Origin of the sequence: Echinicola soli, from assembly GCF_006575665.1 — a bacterium.
Lineage (GTDB): Bacteria > Bacteroidota > Bacteroidia > Cytophagales > Cyclobacteriaceae > Echinicola > Echinicola soli.
Window position 1 is genome coordinate 291857 of sequence record NZ_CP041253.1, and the last position, 19304, is coordinate 311160.

Sequence of the window (19304 nt, forward strand, 5' to 3'; positions counted from 1 at the left end):
CATTATGAAACGCATTAGTTTTCGTCTAGCTTTTATCGCATCCCTCAGCGTAGTAATCGGCTGTAGTACAGACAAAAAAAAAGCACCTGAACTACCCACCAAATACATTGGTGAAGTCGCCGAGCAAATGACAGAGCTGATGATCCATGATGTCACCAATCCCCCATTGGCGGCACGGTTCTTTTCGTATGCCTGCCTCACGGGCTATGAAATTGTGTCCCAAAATGACTCCTCGCTGACGGATTTACACGGGATTATCAATCAATACCCGGACATCAAAAAGCCATCCGGCTTCTCTGAACAGGCATATCAATTAAGTGCGATACTGGGCATGATCCAGACGGCAAAGACCATTCAGCCATCTGGAACTGAACTTCAAGAATATGAAGATACGCTGCTGGACAGTTGCAGGGAAATGGGATATTCTGAAGAGACCATCAAACATTCCTTAGCTTATGCCAAAGCTATGACCAAAGCGGTCTTAAACTATGCCAAAACCGATGGCTATACCCTCATCAGCAACTATCCCCGTTATACCCCTTTGGGCACCCCGGGAAGTTGGTACCCTACTCCTCCTGGGTATTTTGCCCCGGTAGAGCCTTATTTTGACACGGTCAGGCCATTCTTTCTTGATTCAGCAGCCCAGTTCAAACCACTCGCGCCGATAGCCTTCTCAGAAGGTAAAGATTCTGAATTTTATACAATCACCAAAGAGGTCTATGACGTAGAAATGTCCGAAATAAACAAAGAAATTGCTGCATTTTGGGACTGTAACCCCTTTGCTTTACAGGACAATGGCCACCTGATGGTGGGAATGAAGAAAATCTCTCCAGGAGCACATTGGATGGGGATCACCAACATCGCCTGTCAAAAAGCAACACTTTCCTTTACGGAATCCATGAAAATCCACACCATGGTGGCCACCACATTAATGGATGGATTTATTGCTTGCTGGGATGAGAAATACCGTAGTAACCGCATCCGCCCCGAAACGGCCATTAGAAAGTACATAGACCCCACATGGACACCTTTTTTGCAAACGCCACCTTTTCCGGAATACCTGAGTGGACACTCTACCATTTCCACGGCAGCAGCGGTCGTCCTTACCCACTATTTCGGGGACAATTTCAGCTATTCGGACACCGTCGAGGAACGCTATGGACTGAAAGCCCGGGACTTCACCTCCTTTAACCAAGCAGCCAACGAGGCCGCCATTTCAAGGCTCTATGGCGGGATCCACTTTATGGATGCCATCACCAGGGGCCAAAAACAAGGAAAGGAAGTAGGGAATTGGGTGATCAAGAAATTTTCTCCCTCCAAGCAAAATCAAGCAGGAGCTGCCCACGCGATGAAGTAAATGACATATTGAATAGCAGCTTAAACTGATAGCTATGGTCTTCCCCAGACAGACGTGAACTATTCTCAAGAAGGCTGAAGAGGGATGTCACTCGCCACAACAAGGCCAAATGATGGCACTGACCCCTGACTCTACCTGATCGACAGACAGGCTCGCTCGGTATGACATCTTCGTAAGTACCATATCATAACGGAATTGGGGTATTCCCTTCGGGGTTGCTAAATCTAGCCGTGTTTTCATCGTCCAAGGATCGATTCTTGGACGATGAATGGTTAAATCCCACCTAATCCCTTGTTAATGATCCCTATTATCAGAAAATCGCTTGTAGCCATTAAGGCTGAAAGCCCAGCCCAGTTCTTCCATCTATCCAAATATATGCACAGGAAGATTTTTAGCTGGTCTTACAGGCCGCACATCACCTATTGGCCCAATGCGTGTCATTGGGCTGGATTAAACATCCCCTTCGGGGGAGTAATTTAAAAACAATTTCCCTGACCCTTTTTGGTAAGTTGATATATTCCTATAACCGCAGAAAGGGTTAATATGCACAACCAATGGTCAGTTGTCCACCCCTTGAGAATCGGCAATTAGACCTGTTGTTCATAAAACCATTAATTTTGCTCATGCTTGGTAAATGCGTTTGCCCTAAGGACAGTGACGTTTTTTTTAAATCGAACTGAAGTTATCTGTTCATTTCAACAGAAAAGTCCTATGGCCAGATGTTATCAACCTTAAAAAACACAAATATTTACAGTAATTTTAATGGTTATAATCATCAATCATTAGTGATAAATACCAAATAATGTTTTTATTTCAAAACGATCAAAAATGAACATTTTTCAAATTGAAATCGATTTCATCAATCAAAATGTAAATATCCGTTTATTATTTTCACCAAATCAATAAAACTTACGGGGTATATTTAAAATAATGACATAAAAACGATAAAATAAAAGAATAAAATCTTCTCATCAATCCCATTAACAATATTATATTGCGAAAATATATTAGACAGTATTTTTACTTAAACCTAAAAATACTATCAAAAAACCATCTATCTAGAGTGGCAGCAATAAAGGTCTCAGCTTCAGGGCCATTCCTCTTTCCCGTTCCGGAATTTCAATAGAAGGTAAAACAAAAGGAATATCGCCCATTGACATACAAGGAACTACACATTAGCTGGTCATCAGAAACAATGATATACCGAAGTTATTTCGGTATAATCCGCTGCTCTAAACCTAAATAGTATTATCAATTAATCATGCTTATCCAATTTATTATGAACCGGTTGCCCAACCTATTAAGATCTACGCTCCTATTACCCATCCTCCTATTGAGCTTCTGTAAACCAGAAGCCGATTATCAGCATCTGCTCACCGATAGTTCGGCGCTTTCTACAGCCAACAGGCATTTGACAGAAGTAATGGTGCACGATATTTTTTCCCCACCGGTATCCAGTAGAATTTATGCCTACGCCTCCCTGGCAGCCTATGAAGTCACTGCGCTTTCGGATTCATCATATCACTCCATGACGGGTAAGTTGAACGGTTTCAAAGCGGACAACTTCCAGGTAAGTCTTCCGTGCAGCTATCCCCTGGCAGCGCTGGTGGCCCACTATAAAGTAGGCCAGACACTGGTGTTCTCCGAAGATAAAATCAACCAAAAAAGGGAGACCTTATATCAAAAATTAAAAGATAACGGAATGCCCGACGATATTTTCGAAAATTCAGTTAAGCTGGGAAATGCCGTCGCGGCCCATGTCCTTGATTATGCCTCGGGAGACAATTACCATGAAAGCCGATCCTACGAAAAATACACAGTTACCTCAAAACCCGGCACCTGGACCCCTACTCCTCCTGCATACATGGAGGGCATTGAGCCCCACTGGAATAAAATTCGTCCCATGACCATGGATTCCGCGGCGCAATTTGTTCCTGCCAAGCCATATCCCTTTGATACCGATCCTGAAAGCAAATTCTATAAAGAGGCAAAAGCGGTAATGGATATAGGAAACCAGCTCAATGACAATCAGAGTGATATTGCCTTCTTCTGGGACTGCAATCCTTATAAAATGAACATCAAGGGACATGTCATGTTTGCCGAAAAGAAAATCACCCCGGGAGGACACTGGATGGGCATAGCATCCATCGCTGCCACAGGCCAAAACCAGGACTGGAAAGCAACCAGTCAGACCCTCGCCTACACCTCTATTGCCCTATTTGATGCCTTTATATCCTGCTGGGATGAGAAATACAGAAGTGTTCTCATCCGGCCGGAAACGTATATCAACCAATATATGGATGAAAACTGGCTTCCTATCTTACAGACTCCCCCTTTCCCGGAATACACCAGCGGCCATAGTGTAGCATCTAAAGCAGCGGCCGTCGCACTTACCCATCTGATCGGCGATCAGTTTCATTTAGTGGACAGTACCGAAGTACCCTATGGGCTGCCCATAAGAGAATTCAACTCCTTCAAGGAAGCCTCCGAAGAGGCGGCGATAAGTAGGTTTTATGGAGGTATTCATTATATGCAGGCCATCGACGAAGGGGTAGAGCAAGGCCGGATGGTAGGCAATCACGTGCTTTCAAAAATCTCCGAAAACAATAAAGAAACGCTCTCATCCAAATGATCTTTTTACGGGTCAAGCGAAAAAGTTGGGGGGATTAGGGTTGGTTTCGATAGCACGCAGATGGCGCAGATTAATAAGATCTGCGCTGATTTTTTATACTGGAGCACGCATTCCTATTGCTAAATTAAAGAGAAATATGCTTACCAAAACCACCTGGAAATCTCTCATCCCCCAGAAATATTGCTTGGTCCCTTTTTACGGGTTTGGTTGAGAATGTACAATTCAGTGTCGTTTAGTTAACGTATTGCATAAATCGAACCGAGGTTATATGGAATGCTCTGTGAGTAAATATACATGAACAAACGTGTCCTTGAACTGGACACCTGATTTACACAAAAAATTTCTTGCCTTTGATATAATCCTCTACAAGGGGTGGCAAAAGATAGGTTACGGACTTGCCTTCCTCTACGGACTTTCTGATAAAAGTAGCTGAAATATCGATCAACGGGGCTTCCACGTGACGGACATTTGGATGGTCATAGTTTACCGACTCACCAGGCCGGGGATAAACATACAGTCCGTATTGTCCCAAAATCTGATCGCTGTTCTTCCACTTGTGGAAATGCGTCAGGTTATCTCCACCTATGATCAGTTTAAAATCATGCTGTGGAAATTTATCGGAAAGATAGGCCAAGGTATCCACGGTATAGCTTGGCTTGGGCATATGAAATTCCACATCAATGGCCTTAAACCGATAATTCCCTTCAATGGCCAGTTCCACCATCCTAAGCCTATCAAATTCGTGCAGTAGGGCCTTTCTTTTTTTGAAGGGATTTTGGGGAGATACCACAAACCATACCTCGTCCAAGTCAGTACTGTCCTGCATGACATTGGCAATGATCAAATGTCCAATGTGGATGGGGTTAAATGAACCGAAAAATAAACCTACCTTCAATTTCCTCTATTTATCAATGAATGCATTGATTAACTTTTCTGCCTCATCGAAAGACTTCTCCATATGGTCGTTGACAATTGTCACGTCAAATTGACCTTCAAAAGTCATCTCGAATTTTGCTTTGTAGATCCTCCGCGAAAGGCTTTCTTCAGACTCAGTACCTCGATCCTTCAGCCGTTCTTCCAAGGTATCCAAAGAAGGCACCTTCACAAAAACCGCCAATGCCTTATCCCCAAAATATTCTTTCAGATGGAGACCACCCTTGACATCTACATCGAATATAACGTGCTTGCCACTGTCCCAAATCCGCTGGATCTCGGATTTCAATGTACCATAAAAATTCCCCTCGTAAACTTCTTCCCATTCGATAAATTCATCCTGGTCAATTTTCTCTTTAAATTCCTGGGGAGTCAAGAAGTAATAATCCTTACCGTGCTCCTCATGGCGTCCTCGCTTATCCCTGGTGCAGGCAGATATCGAAAACCCCAAATCATTTCGGGAGGAAAGGAGGTGTTTGACAATAGTCGTCTTTCCGGAACCCGACGGGGCCGAAAAAATGAAAGCTTTTCCTGAAGACATATGTGGGTGGTGATCGCTTATTTTATTTCTTCTATTTTCTGACGGATGCTTGCGGCCAATTCGCCAGGTACAGCTTGCTTGGTGCATTTGTTTTTCAGCACTTCCCTTATGGCTTGCTCCAGGTGGTAGTGCTCAAAACAAGGTTGGCATTTGGACAGCTTATCCTTAAGGATTTCCTTGGAACTATCACAGTCCTCTCCATCCAAAATACGTTCCAGCAGCTGAAAGCACTTACTCACATCACCACACTCAAGTTTTCTTTCTCCGGATGAGTTTACATTTTTCTCCATGTCACTTTATTTTCACTTTAAAACTCAAATCAATCTTCATCAGCATCATATCCCATATCCTTTGCATAAGAATGCAATTTCTCCTTCAATAAGTTCCGGGCACGGTGTAATCTTGACCTCACAGTACCTATCGGAATGTCCAAAATCTTGGCCATTTCCTCATAGGTAAACCCTTCCAGATCACACAATATGATCACTGTTCTGAAGTCCACAGCCAAACTGTTCAGGGCATTGGAAATTTCGTCCCCGAGCATATCCTTTACTGCGTCTACCCTCAGATCAGAGGTAATATTGTAATCAACACTATCTGAGTTATAATAAGTTTCAACCTCTTGATAATCAACCTTGGATGGTTGCTTGCTTTTCTTCCTATATTCGTTAATAAAACTGTTCTTCAATATCCTGAACAACCATGCTTTTGCATTGGTCCCTTGTTCAAAAGAATTGATAAAACGGTACGCTTTTAGATAGGTATCCTGCACCAGGTCCTTGGCATCATCTTCGTCAAATGTTAGCCTGAAGGCAAAATTATACATCGAGTCTATGTGAGGCATAAACTCTTTGTCGAAGATGTTATTCTTCTCTTTGTCGCTATATTTTTTCTTTTGTACCTCAGACATAAGTTTCAAAAATAATCATTGACTCAATTTATCACTAATTTTTTGAAAGAATTCGCTCCTTTTGATTTATTTTGGAAATCAAAAAACCGTCTATTCTCCCTAGAATAAGACGGATTTAACGTAAGACAGCTGTTAAATGTTTGCATTTCGAATAATTTCTTATCTCCCGCTTTGGAGCCTTTATATCTTTTCTGACTGTTTCTATCTGATAGCCTATTACTTGGTGGGATACCGCAAAAAGGTAGTTTGGATCAACTTAAAACATGCCTTTCCGGAAAAAACGGACAAGGAACTAAAAAAAATCATGCGGGAATTTTACCGTAACCTCACTGATTCCTTTGCCGAGACCATCAAACTTATGACTATGGGAAAGGCTGAAATGGAAAAAAGATTCCAGCTCGAAAACATGGACCTCCTCCGCGACCTTCTCAAGAAGGAGCAAGTCATCGTGGGGCTTACGGCTCACTTTTTTAATTGGGAAGGGCACCCCCTGGCAGTTCGCGCACTGGTGGACGAGCGGATCGAAATTGTCTATCAAAAAGTTTCCAGCCCTTTTTTCGAGAACCTCATGAAAACTATCAGAAACAGGTTTGGTGGATACCTGGTAGAAAAGAACAAATTCCAGCGCCACTTTATCAAATACAGGCACCATCCCCGCCTTATCGGCCTAGCCGCAGACCAACGTCCCAACAGGGAAGACCAACGCTACCACGCCAAATTCATGCACCGGGAAACAGGCTTTTTCGAAGGTGCAGAAAAACTCGCCAAGCGGTTTAACCTAACTGTTATCTTTTCCGAAGTCCACAAACTCAAACGTGGCCACTACAAATTCACTTATCGCTTTGTGGCTGAGCCACCCCATGACACCCGTGAACACAGTATCACGGACCAGTTCATCGCATTGACCGAAAAGAATATCCGAGAAGAGCCTGCACTTTACCTGTGGTCACACAACCGCTGGAAAAACAGCTGAAATCAGAAAAAAGTAGTGAGACTTGCAGATAGCAAAAATATAAGTTTGAGTCGGGAGACACAGTCTTTGTGCTCCCGACTCAGAGACGGCGGGACAACGCTAAGACGTGGTTGTACCGGGGCTCGGTTCTCTGCCCCGGCACTAAAAAACATTGAGTTCCTGCCTGGGCACAGCCCATAACCAATAATGGGCAAAAGCTGGGGAAGGTTTTAGAGGAATTGGTCAAAACTTTCATCTAAGGGAAGACCAGTTATTACAATGTTTGACAATGAAACCTAATAAATAATCCGGTCAACTATAACCAAGGATTTACACCGGAGCTGGATGTCCAGCAGTGCCCCCCTCAACATCCATGCAGGAATAGCATACAGTACGTATCTGTGGACCGGATGCTTTTCGTCTTTACCACTGATATTTCTCAATTCACTTTGTAATTCTTTCAAGCTCCCTACATTCCAACCTTAAACCTTTCTACCTTTAACAACACTTGATTTTTCCAATCTCCCGATTTTTCAGCCTCCCAATCTTTAAATTTCCCAATCCCCTTACGTAAGTAAACTATTCCTCTTAACTTTGAGGTTTATAGGAGGAAAGAAGTATGGATTATTTAGAAGGTTTAAATCCCCCACAACGAGAAGCCGTAGAACACGCAGAAGGACCACTGATGATCATTGCCGGTGCAGGTTCCGGAAAAACCCGGGTGCTCACTTACCGTATCGCTTATCTGATCAAAACCAAAAACGTAGATCCCTTTCAGATTTTAGCGTTGACCTTTACCAATAAGGCCGCCAGTGAAATGCGTCATCGTATTGAAAGGCTGATCGGATTGGAAGCACGCAACACCTGGATGGGCACTTTTCACTCTATTTTTGCCAAAATCCTCAGAGTGGAATCAGAAAAACTGGGTTTCCCTTCCAACTTCACTATTTATGATACCGATGACAGCAAATCCCTGATCAAGAGCATTGTAAAGGCCAAAAACCTAGACGAAAAAGTATACAAACCGAACACCGTACTTTCGAGAATCTCCGGAGCCAAAAACAGGCTGATCTCATGGGAAAACTACATCAACGATCCCTATATCAAAGCAGACGATGAAGCAGCCATGAAGCCACGTATGGGAGAGATTTACCGGGCTTATCAAAAAAGGCTCTTTAAATCTTCAGCAATGGACTTTGATGACCTATTGTTCAATACCAATGTACTGTTCAGGGATCATCCCGATGTGCTCAACAAGTACCAGCAGCGTTTTCGGTATGTATTGGTGGATGAATTTCAGGACACCAACCTATCCCAATACCTGATTACCAAAAAACTGGCTGCGGTTCATCAAAACATCTGCGTAGTAGGCGATGATGCACAAAGTATCTATGCGTTCCGTGGCGCTGATATCCAGAATATCCTGAATTTCGAAAAAGATTACCCAGACCTCTATGTAGTCAAGCTGGAGCAAAATTACCGCTCTACCAAGAATATTGTGGAAGCGGCCAATTCAATCATTGAGAAAAACAAAGCCCAGCTCAAGAAAAATGTCTGGACCCAAAATGACAACGGAGACCTCATCGAACTGATCAAGTCCGCCTCGGACAATGAAGAGGGCAGAATGGTTGCCTCGACCATTTTTGAAGAAAAAAACAATAAAAAGCTTCAGAATAGCGATTTCGCCATCCTTTATCGTACCAACTCCCAATCCAGGGCACTGGAGGAAGCACTTCGCAAAATGAACATCTCCTATAAGATCGTGGGAGGACTATCCTTTTACCAAAGAAAGGAAATCAAGGACCTCATGGCTTATTTTCGCTATGTGGTCAATCAGGATGATGAAGAAGCCTTCAAGCGCATCATCAATTATCCCAAAAGGGGTATAGGACTGAGCAGTGTAGAAAAGATGATGGTCGCCGCCTATGAGCACGACATCCCACTATGGCAAGTGGTCACCAACTCCAGCAGCTTCCTTGCCGGACGAGCAGCAAACAGCGTATCGGACTTCTCCACCATGATCAAAAGCTTCCGCATGGAAGTAGAGCGAAAGGATGCCTATGAGGCTGCATCCACCATCGCAAAACAATCGGGATTGCTCAGGGAACTGTATGAGGATAAGACGATAGAAGGCCTAAACCGCTATGAAAACGTCCAGGAATTGCTCAATGCCATCAAAGAATACGTGGACAATCCTGATAATGAAGATAAAAACCTAGGTGCTTTTCTTCAGGAAATCGCCCTGCTTACTGATAATGATCGTGACAAGGATGAAATGGATGCAGTCACCCTGATGACCATCCACTCATCCAAAGGTCTTGAATTCCGACAAGTATTCGTAGTGGGAATGGAAGAAGACCTATTCCCCTCCCAGATGATGATGCAAAGCCGTGAGGACCTGGAAGAAGAAAGGCGGCTATTCTATGTGGCTTCTACCAGAGCCATGGAAAAATTATACTTTAGCTACGCCATTACTCGTTATCGTTTTGGCAGGCTTTTGGATTGTGAGAAAAGCAGGTTTCTAGATGAAGTGGATCCCAATTGCATCAGGGTCACCAAGAGGAGAGGACAACAACCCATAGGTGATCATTTTGGCCAAAGCAATGGCCGGGAAGGGAAATCCGGATTTGTGGGACTTAAAACTCCGTCTGTAAGAAAAAACACCACGGCCAAAGTCTATACCCCAAGTCCTGATTTCAAGCCTTCCAACACAAATAATCTGGCAGCAGGCATGAAGGTAGAACATCCAAAATTCGGCTATGGGAAAGTACTAAAAGTAGAAATTGAAGGTTTAAATAAAAAAGCGACGATTGGCTTTGACAATTTTGGAGAAAAGACTTTATTACTTAGCTTTGCTAAGCTTCGGATAGTGGAATGAACCTTGTAATGGCCTTACCCAAAAAGCCCATTCCCAAATGATTAACTTAGAACAAGTAATACACAGTACTGCCTCGTTTAACGACATTTTTTCGTAACTTGAAACTATCGTTAATTAATCTGAGGAACGGTATGGAAGAAAAAGAAAAGCATAAACACTCAGTTATTTTGAAAGAATACGGAAAAAATATCCAGAAACTGGTGGACTATATATCCACAGTCCCTGACAAGGCCAAGCGTACAGAGCAAGCCTACACGCTTGTAGAGCTCATGAAACAGCTAAATCCACAGCTGAAAATCGAAAATGACCAAAAACTTTGGGATGATTTGTTCATCATGTCCGGCTTTGAACTGGACGTGGACAGTCCATTCCCAATGCCTGAAAAAGAACTGCTTGGCAAAAAACCCCAGGTAGTAGGCTATCCTGAAGGAGAAGTGAAATTCAAGCATTACGGCCGAAACATCGAGAAGCTGATCGAAAAAGCCATCGAAATCGAAAATGATGAGGAGCAGGAAGCTGCGATCGTATATATTGGCCAATTGATGAGAAGTTTTCATTCTACCTGGAATCGCGAAAACTTCGATGATGGTATCATCATCGACGATATCAAAACCCTATCCAAAGGAAAACTGCACATCGACCTGGAAAAGGTAAAAGAGAATGCACTTTTTGAAAGCAGCACGAGAAGGGACTTCAAAACCAACACCCAAGAAGCCTCATCCACCAGCAACAATAGCGGCGGAAGAAGAGCTGGCAAAAGAAGAAACAACGGAGGTAATTACAAAAAACGCAGAAATTAATGTCCTCATTCAGAGTAAAAGGGGGATTAAAACTCAAAGGCGAAATCACCCCGCAGGGTGCCAAAAACGAGGCACTCCAGATACTTTGCGCCGTGCTTCTTACAGAAGAAACTGTCCAAATCCATAAAATTCCCAACATCCGTGACGTCAATAAACTCATAGAACTATTGGCAGACATGGGGGTGGAAGTTTCCAAAACCGGTCCTGAAAGTTATCAGTTTAATGCCGCCAAGGTAGACCTCGACTATTTGGACACCGACAAATTTCTCACCAAAGCATCCTCCTTGCGTGGCTCTGTAATGCTCTTAGGGCCACTTTTGGCCAGGTTCGGCAAAGGAAAAATCTCCAAACCCGGCGGTGATAAAATTGGCCGTAGAAGGTTGGACACTCACTTTGTAGGCTTCCAAAAGCTGGGCGCCAAATTCCATTACGACACCAAAAGGGAAATATATAATATCGACGGCCATAACCTGAAGGGTGTTTATATGCTTTTGGATGAAGCTTCCGTGACTGGTACAGCCAATATCGTGATGGCAGCAGTGATGGCAGAAGGCAAGACCAGCATCTATAATGCAGCTTGTGAACCTTATTTACAGCAGCTCTGTGATATGCTCAATCGTATGGGTGCAAAAATCACAGGTGTAGGCTCCAATCTGCTCCATATCGAAGGCGTCAAAAAGTTAGGAGGCACAGAACATACGTTGCTTCCAGATATGATTGAAATTGGCTCGTTCATTGGCCTTGCCGCCATGACCCAGTCCGAGATCACCATCAAGGATGCCCAAATCCCTCGTCTTGGAATCATCCCTGACACATTTAAACGAATGGGAATTAAGATGGAATTCAAAGGAGACGACATCTATATCCCAGCGCAAAAGCACTATGAAATAGAAACATTCATCGATGGGTCAATCCTCACTGTAGCTGACGCTATCTGGCCCGGCTTTACGCCTGACCTCTTGAGCATCGTACTGGTTACTGCCACACAGGCAAAAGGCACCGTGCTTGTTCACCAAAAGATGTTTGAAAGCAGGTTATTCTTTGTGGATAAGCTCATTGATATGGGTGCCCAGATCATCCTGTGCGACCCCCATAGGGCCACCGTAATCGGATTGGACCGGAAATACCCGCTAAAAGGCATCAGAATGACGTCCCCAGATATCAGGGCAGGGGTATCACTGCTCATTGCTGCGCTTTCAGCTGAAGGCCAATCCATTATTGATAATGTTGAACAAATCGACAGAGGATACCAATATATTGATCAGCGACTCAATGCTTTGGGAGCAGATATTGTTCGCATAGATTAAAAAAACGATAGCCGGTAGATGACACTACCGGCTATTTTTCTAAAAATAAAATAGGTTATCTCCCTGCTAATTTCTTTCCTTCCTCCTGAACAGCTGCGATGTATTCATACAAACTTGTTACACGCTCAGATGGGTAAATAGTCCTCGCTTTGGCCAATTGTTTATAAGTCATTTCGATGTCCCCCTCATTAAAATGGTGAACAGCATCATTATAGTATTGCAGCCCGGCTAATTCCCGCAAGGAGATGGAAGCATAAATCGTGTTTTCCTCCGTGAATTGGGAAGCCACACTTCCTAGCTCAGCTAGCTGTTTGGCCTTACCATTTGCCACCGCTGCGTTAAACACCGATATATATTGTTTTACAGCCTCTTGATCCTTAATAAATCCAGCCCGAGGCTCAGTACTCTCAAATACATAAGTTTTATCACCCTCTCCTTTTATAAGTAAAAAAACATGATAATCTGTTTCGATCACTTCATATTCAAAACCATACCGATCCAATAATAGACCATAAATAGCCGAACCACTTACACAGTCATACACTCCGGTCTCTAAGGCATCATTAAAGGAGCTATGTTTCACATATTCTTTGAGCACATACTGGTGTGCTTTGTAAAAAACCTCCCCCAGAAACCATTCTGTATACGCCTTCTTCTTGGATCGCTTGTCCAACTTCTCAATCAACCTATCAAGCTGTGCGGTTTCTACATTCTCGGAAGCATGTAGTGCCATCAACAAATCCATTGGTGCCGGATCGTCCAAAAACAACTGTTCTTCTGCCGAATTCTCAAACACGGAAGATTCCAGATCCCATCCCTGAGACATCGCATGGCAAATACCTACAAATAACACCACTACACAAAACATCAACCTTTTCACCTTCCCTCCTTTCTTTGTTAAGTTAATATTACTAAAATTAACAATTTGATAATATTAGAGCAATACTAATGCCGCTTTTAACATATTAAGTTTTTTAAGTAGCTGGATTTAAATCAATTACATATTTTCCAAATATTAACAAACCTGATCCAAATAAGATATATTGGCTCTATATAGAATCAACATTTTATTCGGCTATTTACCATTTTCAAGCAATCTAAGAATACCAAGATCTTTTCATTACCTCAGCAGATTTGCTTCAGCATCACTTAAAAGAGGATTTCGAGGAAAGCACAGTCATTTATACTACAACTATCTTGATTAAAAGCATAAAATTTGTGTATATTACCTACTGGATTGTAGACAACCAGCTATTAGATTACAACAATTCTGACTACCCATATATCAAAAGTTGTCCTTTACGATCAAAAAGAAACTACTATGAAAACAGACATTTACTCTTTATTGCTATGCCTATTATTTTTTGTGGCAATTGGCACCACTGTTTATGCTCAAGAAATGCCCTCAAAGAAAAAAGACCTCGAAGCTGCCTATATGACACACGCGGCTGAGATTTCCTCATTAAAGGAGAAAAACAGTGAGCTGGAAACCAACGTATCCAAACTTGAAGCAGACGTAAGAAAACTCGGCTATGAGAAAGAAGGGCTTATAGAAGACCTTAACGCACTGGACAACCAGTTAATGGAATTAAAAAAGAGCGAAGCCTCCCTTAAAGCTGATCTTACCGAAACCCAAAACGAACTGGAGATCAACAAGGGAATCAATATGCAGCTCAAGTCGATGCTATCCACCCTAACAGCAGCCCAGCAAACTACTGGAGAACACAATTCCTCACAAGTGACGCTTGTCAGCAATGGCACTGAGTCCCCATATTATCTTGGCAGCTTCATCGGCACAGCACCCGAATCGGTGATAAAGGATGAAAATGGGAAAGACATGGTCATCAGTGGCCAAAAAATAAAAACACCACCTATCGCACACACCTTTACTTTTACACCTGACCAAAAAGTACGACTGGAGCAAGTCAATGAGAACGACCAATCGGTCAAACAGCTATCAGGTACGTATCAGATCACAAAAGATGATGCACAAAGCTATGAAATCATCTGCTCAGTAAATGACGGCTCTGACATCACCCTTACCTATGCGATCACCATAGACAAAGCCAGCCAAAAAACCATGTGCTCACTGACCAACCAACCCCCGTTTGAATTACTAAAAAACATACTGATGGATAATATCGGGCAGGTCAAAACCGAATAAGCATAAAAAAGCCACGAGCTGAAAAACAGTCGTGGCCTTTTTATTTTTTTTTATCGAATTCCTTATACGTAATTGTTCAGCATTACCGGCATTACTAGCATCAGGATATCTTCATTTTCGCCTTTATCGCTTGGCACAATAAGACCGGCACGGTTTGGCGCGCTAAATTTCAGCGTCACTTGCTTGGAGCTGATATTATTCAGCATCTCTACCAAAAATTTTGCATTGAAGCCGATTTCGATATCCTCGCCATCATGCTCACAGGACAGTCTTTCATTTGCCTCATTAGAGAAATCAAGGTCCTCAGCTGAAATTTGCAGTTCACTTCCTGTTAATTTCAACCTCACCTGATGTGTTGTCTTATTGGCATAAATGGCGATCCTCCTCAAAGAGCTCAAAAACTCCACTCGGTCGATGGTCATGTCGTTTTCATTATCCACCGGAATGACATTTTCATAATCCGGATATCGCTCATCCACCAAGCGGCAAATCATCTGGATGTTGCCAAATTTGAAATAAGCATTGGAGTTATTGAACTCTACGGTTACAGGTACATTTTCAGAAGGAAGTGTAGACTTCAGCAAGTTAAGTGCCTTTCTAGGCACAATAATGCTGGCTGCCTCTGGAGCTGCGATATCCACTCTTCGATAACGAATCAATCGGTGGCCGTCAGTCGCTACAAATGTTGTATTTGTATTGCTCAAATTCACATAAACACCTGTCATTGCCGGCCTAAGCTCGTCATTGCTTGTCGCAAAGATAGTGTTATTGATCGCGCTGCTCAGCACATCGGTAGACATGTCCACTGCAGTGGCATTGCTCACAGAAGGGATTTTAGGGAAATCAGTAGCATTCTCTCCTGCCAACTTGTAGCGCCCGTTGTCAGAACTGATCTCCACACTATAGGTGTCATGGTCAATACTAAAAGTCACCGGCTGCTCAGGTAAATTCTTCAGGGTCTCCATCAGAATTCTGGCGGGCACCGCTATATTTCCGTCTTCCTTGGCCTCCACGTCAATTTCTGTCATCATCGAAGTCTGAAGGTCGGATGCCGTTATGGTCAACTTCCCTTCTTTTATTTCAAAAAGGAAATTCTCAAGTATCGGCACTACCGGATTGGTGGTCACCACTCCATTGATTCCCGAAAGTTGCTTCAAAAGAGCTGAAGAAGAAACAATAAATTTCATGCGAATATGATTTAGTTATCCAAGGTCAGAGCCAGAATTGATGTAAGTAAGTTCTAAAAAACCAACAAATCCCAACACTCTAACCCGAGGCTTATATTTCAATTAGTTTTCAACAGGGTAAATTTATAAATAAAATTAGAAAAGCAGGTACCTATAGCCAATTTCTACCTAAAAAATATTCTTTGCTCCGCAACAAAGACTTTTAGTTGCCCACCCTAGATAAGTCCATTCACACAAACCTTAACCTCCTACCTTTAACATACCATTTATCATCACCCTGCAGCCATACCAGTTTATCGCCGCACGGCATATTTTCGTCTTCGCAAATACACCTTGATCAAACCAATGACAAGGACCACCCCTACAGGAAGCGCTACATTGATAAATTGCCACATCGTTTTTTCGGACTGGACACGCTTTTTATCAAGTGGACGGATTTTAAGTTCCTTACTTCTGGTGGCCATGATACCATCCGGATCCACCAGGTATTTCATCATATTTTGCAGCAACTCGCGATTGGCAAAATTCACTTCTGAATTCGGATCAACTCCCAGTGGCAGCGGGTCGCCCGAAGGAGCATCATGTAGCCCCTGCAACCAATCACCATCGCCCGTCACGATAAGTGCTCCTCCAGTGGAGTTTTCTCTAAAATCCGGATCATCCTCAAAGGCCTTGGGCAAAAACCGATCTTTATACACCGAAGAAAATGTCCCTTCCAGCAAGTACGCCAAGGGAAGGTGGCTTTGGTCAAAAAGGGAAATCGCCGGCTCCTGGGACATATCCTCAAATGCCACCCTCACAGGCTGTGGCATTTTTCTGCTGTATTGCCCACTAAAAATCAACGGCGTCTTCTCCACTCCGGTAGCCTTCACTGTATCCAATGAACTCACCATCCTAAACATTACCTGATCAAAGCCTTTGACAATCACGTGATCACTCATGGTATTGGCCACGACATAAAATGGCCAGGGAAGTGGGACGATTTGTGATTGATTGCCAAACTCGCCTGCTACCACAGGGTAATAACCAAAGTTCATGTCCTGGATAAGATCCTTGTTTATGCGTACCCCATACTTATACAGCATCCGATCTAGCCCTGTTTCAAAGCCTACCGCCACGGTTCCTTCCCCTCCCGCCTTCTCCATGTCCACTGCCAACGGGTCAATTCCAAGCAACAGCTTCCCGCCCCGCATTAAATATTGATCCAGAAGGTAAACTTCCCGCTCCGAATAGGCATCCCGGGGGCCTGCCACAATAACCGCATCAAAGCTAAGCAGGTCCTCCACAGACTTGGCCTGCTGAAGGGGGACTTTGTACACCTCATAGTCCTCTGAAAGCGCCTCCACTATCCCAAAGCCCTGATCATCCTGCAGCTCTCCGTGATTGGTAATCATCGCCACTGCACGCTTTTCCCTACTCGTCAATTTACGAATCATGTTGATCAGCTCGTATTCCAAATTCTCAACGGACAGGTTGAGGGTCTGGTCTGGTGACATACCTCTGTTTCCTTTTAAGAGAAGCCCACCTGTTTCATGGGTAGCATTCCGAATGATCACTCCTGGAAAAATCAACCGTGAGGTCTGGGTACCGTTTTCTGTGGCAAACAGATTGGTAGGGTTAATACCAAATTCGGAAAGGTAAATGATATACTCTTCCTTTTCCTTATTGCTTTCAATCCCCATCGGGTCAAAATACCTTGAAGAGATAGGTGCTCCACTGTAGGCATTAAACGTTTCGAGGGTAGCTTTGATATTCTGCTGGAACCTTCTCATTCCTCCTGGCAGCTTTCCTGAAAGCAAAATATCCACTTCCAGGGGCTCTTCTACCGCCTCTAAAATCTCCTTGGTAGAAGCGTGCAACGAATAGCGCTTTTCCTCGGTCAAGTCAATTCTATATCGGGCAAATTTGCTCAGCAAAAAGATTGTCATCAACAGAACTCCTAACAAAACGATTCCCATAACCAACCGCTTTCTCTTTTTCTGACGAATATCTACCGACTGCTGCTTCATCTTTTTCTGATCAATAAGGTGGTAACTATGATCAGAGAGATGATCCATCCCAAAAAATAATATACATCACCGCTGGCAATCACCCCACGACTCATGCTTTCGTAATGGTAACCCAGACTAAGGTCTTCCACTAACAGCACCAAACTACTCGTGGAAAGCATATCTGCCAGTGCCGTAAAACCGAAATAAAGCACAAAACTCAAAAATGCACCGATCACAAATGCTGTGATCTGATTATCTGTCAATGCAGAACTGAAGAGCCCTATCGCTGCAAAGACAGCACCTATCAACAACATCCCCAAAAAAGACCCCAAAAATCCGGCAGTATCGATATTCCCGACTGGTGCCCCTAACTGGTAAATACTGAAATAATACAACCAAGTGGGCAACACCGCCAATATGACAACCATCACTGCAGCAATGTATTTGGAAAGTACAATTTGATGGGGCTTTAGCGGAGCGGTCATCAGCAATTCCCACGTGCCGTTTTTCTTTTCCTCTGCTATCATCCTCATGGTGATGGCAGGAACCATAAAAACAAACACATACGGTGTATACACAAACAACGCCTCTAAGTCAGCAAAGCCGTACGCTAACACACTCGTCTCAGGAAACACCCATACCAACAGCCCCAAAGCAACTAAGAATATCGAAATAATCAAGTAGCCTGTGAGGTGATTAAAAAAAGCATTGAATTCTTTATAAACTAAACTGATCATTCCTTGGTGCTGGTTAACTGACGAAATATGGATTCCAGGTTTCGCTGCTCTTGACGGAGACTGAGCAGCGACAGGGACTTTTCACTGACCAGCTCCATGATCTCCTTTCTCAAGACGGATACATCAGCTGCCTTAAGCTGAAAATAACCATCTCCCAAAACGCGCAATTTATCAAGTCCCTGCATCGCTGCAAACCACTCTTCTTTTAGTCTTTCTTGTGTTTCCAGGTACAACACCGTCTCTGCTTCATCTGACTTCAAGTTTGCCAACAAGTCTTGTGCCACCACCTTTCCCTGATGGATGATGACCACTTTCTCGCACAGTGCTTCCACTTCCTGCATCACATGGGTACTGAGAATGAGGGTCTTTTCCTTACTGATCGACATGATCAGCTTACGGATATCCACCAGTTGGTTTGGGTCCAGACCTGAGGTAGGTTCATCCAGGACAATCACTTCAGGATCATGGACCAGGGCTTTTGCCAGACCTACACGTTGCCTGTAACCCTTTGATAGTGCTCCTATCTTTTTATGCTGTTCGCCACCAAGCCCGCAGGCTTCTATCACCCCGTCAATACGGGAGGCTGCCTTGCGTCCTTTGAGTTGGTAAAGCCCTGCCACAAAAGACAAAAACTCCCTCACATACATTTCCAAGTACAATGGATTGTGCTCTGGTAGGTAACCAATCATCTTGCTGGCCTCATGCGGATGGTCAATGACAGAAACACCATTTACGAGAACATCCCCTTCGTCAGGAAGAAGGTAGCCGGCAGCAATTTTCATGGCCGTGGACTTGCCTGCCCCATTTGGACCCAAAAACCCCAGCACCTGACCTTTCTCGGCAGTAAAGTTCACTCCGTCCAAGGCCTTTTGTTGGCCATAATATTTGCTCAGCTCCTTTACTTCCAAAGCCATG

At 43.5% G+C, this 19304-nt stretch carries 16 protein-coding genes; 7 read left to right on the forward strand and 9 right to left on the reverse strand.

The features are described from left to right. Nucleotides 1-4 precede the first annotated feature (4 nt). Together FKX85_RS01385 and FKX85_RS01390 are read left to right on the forward strand one after the other, a co-directional pair. Nucleotides 5-1357 carry a vanadium-dependent haloperoxidase gene (locus FKX85_RS01385; protein ID WP_141613031.1) on the forward strand — a complete coding sequence of 451 codons (1353 nt, stop codon included), beginning with the start codon at nt 5-7 and terminating at the stop codon, nt 1355-1357. Between the two features lie 1261 nt (nt 1358-2618). After that, a complete protein-coding gene (locus FKX85_RS01390) occupies nt 2619-3989 on the forward strand; it encodes a vanadium-dependent haloperoxidase (RefSeq protein ID WP_229239728.1) in 1371 nt (456 codons plus the stop codon). A gap of 328 nt (nt 3990-4317) precedes the next feature. Here FKX85_RS01390 and nadD read toward each other — a convergent pair whose 3' ends face one another. From nadD to FKX85_RS01410, 4 genes are read right to left on the reverse strand one after another with little or no spacing between them, the layout of a single operon-like run. Next, the gene (gene nadD, locus FKX85_RS01395) at nt 4318-4884 is read right to left on the reverse strand and encodes a nicotinate (nicotinamide) nucleotide adenylyltransferase (RefSeq protein WP_141613032.1); all 567 of its coding nucleotides are present in this window, start codon (nt 4882-4884) and stop codon (nt 4318-4320) included. 6 nt (nt 4885-4890) lie between these two features. Next, nucleotides 4891-5463, reverse strand: a complete 573-nt coding sequence (gene gmk, locus FKX85_RS01400) for a guanylate kinase (protein WP_141613033.1) — start codon at nt 5461-5463, stop codon at nt 4891-4893. A 17-nt stretch (nt 5464-5480) separates the two neighbouring features. After that, on the reverse strand, nt 5481-5753 hold the full coding sequence (locus tag FKX85_RS01405; protein WP_141613034.1) for an anti-sigma factor: 273 nt from the start codon (nt 5751-5753) through the stop codon (nt 5481-5483). Nucleotides 5754-5782: 29 nt separating this feature from the next. After that, nucleotides 5783-6373 (reverse strand): sigma-70 family RNA polymerase sigma factor, encoded by a 591-nt coding sequence (locus FKX85_RS01410; RefSeq protein ID WP_141613035.1) that lies wholly within the window; start codon nt 6371-6373, stop codon nt 5783-5785. 136 nt (nt 6374-6509) lie between these two features. On the opposite strand from FKX85_RS01410, the gene FKX85_RS01415 reads away from it, so the two are divergent. From FKX85_RS01415 to murA, 4 genes are all read left to right on the forward strand, one after another. Further along, the gene (locus tag FKX85_RS01415) at nt 6510-7346 is read left to right on the forward strand and encodes a lysophospholipid acyltransferase family protein (protein WP_141613036.1); all 837 of its coding nucleotides are present in this window, start codon (nt 6510-6512) and stop codon (nt 7344-7346) included. Between the two features lie 598 nt (nt 7347-7944). Further along, the gene (locus FKX85_RS01420) at nt 7945-10203 is read left to right on the forward strand and encodes an ATP-dependent helicase (RefSeq protein ID WP_141613037.1); all 2259 of its coding nucleotides are present in this window, start codon (nt 7945-7947) and stop codon (nt 10201-10203) included. Between the two features lie 131 nt (nt 10204-10334). Next, nucleotides 10335-11003: a DUF4290 domain-containing protein gene (locus FKX85_RS01425; RefSeq protein ID WP_141613038.1), complete on the forward strand. Its 669-nt coding sequence runs from the start codon at nt 10335-10337 to the stop codon at nt 11001-11003. Next, entirely contained in the window at nt 11003-12310 is a 1308-nt protein-coding gene (gene murA / locus FKX85_RS01430) for a UDP-N-acetylglucosamine 1-carboxyvinyltransferase (RefSeq protein ID WP_141613039.1), read from the forward strand. Before FKX85_RS01425 ends, murA begins: the two co-directional genes overlap by 1 nt. Nucleotides 12311-12365: 55 nt before the next feature. Here the strand turns inward: murA and FKX85_RS01435 are convergent, their stop codons facing one another. Continuing rightward, nucleotides 12366-13190, reverse strand: a complete 825-nt coding sequence (locus tag FKX85_RS01435) for a hypothetical protein (protein ID WP_141613040.1) — start codon at nt 13188-13190, stop codon at nt 12366-12368. A 441-nt stretch (nt 13191-13631) separates the two neighbouring features. Here FKX85_RS01435 and FKX85_RS01440 point away from each other — a divergent pair, with 441 nt between their 5' ends. Further along, nucleotides 13632-14474 carry a hypothetical protein gene (locus FKX85_RS01440; protein WP_141613041.1) on the forward strand — a complete coding sequence of 281 codons (843 nt, stop codon included), beginning with the start codon at nt 13632-13634 and terminating at the stop codon, nt 14472-14474. Nucleotides 14475-14536: 62 nt separating this feature from the next. Here the strand turns inward: FKX85_RS01440 and dnaN are convergent, their stop codons facing one another. The 4 genes from dnaN to gldA all read right to left on the reverse strand — a co-directional run bounded on the left by dnaN (nt 14537) and on the right by gldA (nt 19303). Further along, a complete protein-coding gene (dnaN, locus tag FKX85_RS01445; RefSeq protein ID WP_141613042.1) occupies nt 14537-15661 on the reverse strand; it encodes a DNA polymerase III subunit beta in 1125 nt (374 codons plus the stop codon). A 293-nt stretch (nt 15662-15954) separates the two neighbouring features. Then, nucleotides 15955-17670, reverse strand: a complete 1716-nt coding sequence (gene gldG / locus FKX85_RS01450) for a gliding motility-associated ABC transporter substrate-binding protein GldG (RefSeq protein WP_141613043.1) — start codon at nt 17668-17670, stop codon at nt 15955-15957. After that, nucleotides 17667-18389: a gliding motility-associated ABC transporter permease subunit GldF gene (gene gldF / locus FKX85_RS01455; protein WP_141613044.1), complete on the reverse strand. Its 723-nt coding sequence runs from the start codon at nt 18387-18389 to the stop codon at nt 17667-17669. Before gldF ends, gldG begins: the two co-directional genes overlap by 4 nt. Then, nucleotides 18386-19303, reverse strand: coding sequence for a gliding motility-associated ABC transporter ATP-binding subunit GldA (gene gldA, locus FKX85_RS01460; protein WP_141613045.1), 918 nt, complete (start codon nt 19301-19303; stop codon nt 18386-18388). The genes gldF and gldA overlap by 4 nt, the downstream gene beginning before the upstream one ends. Nucleotide 19304: the final 1 nt, after the last annotated feature.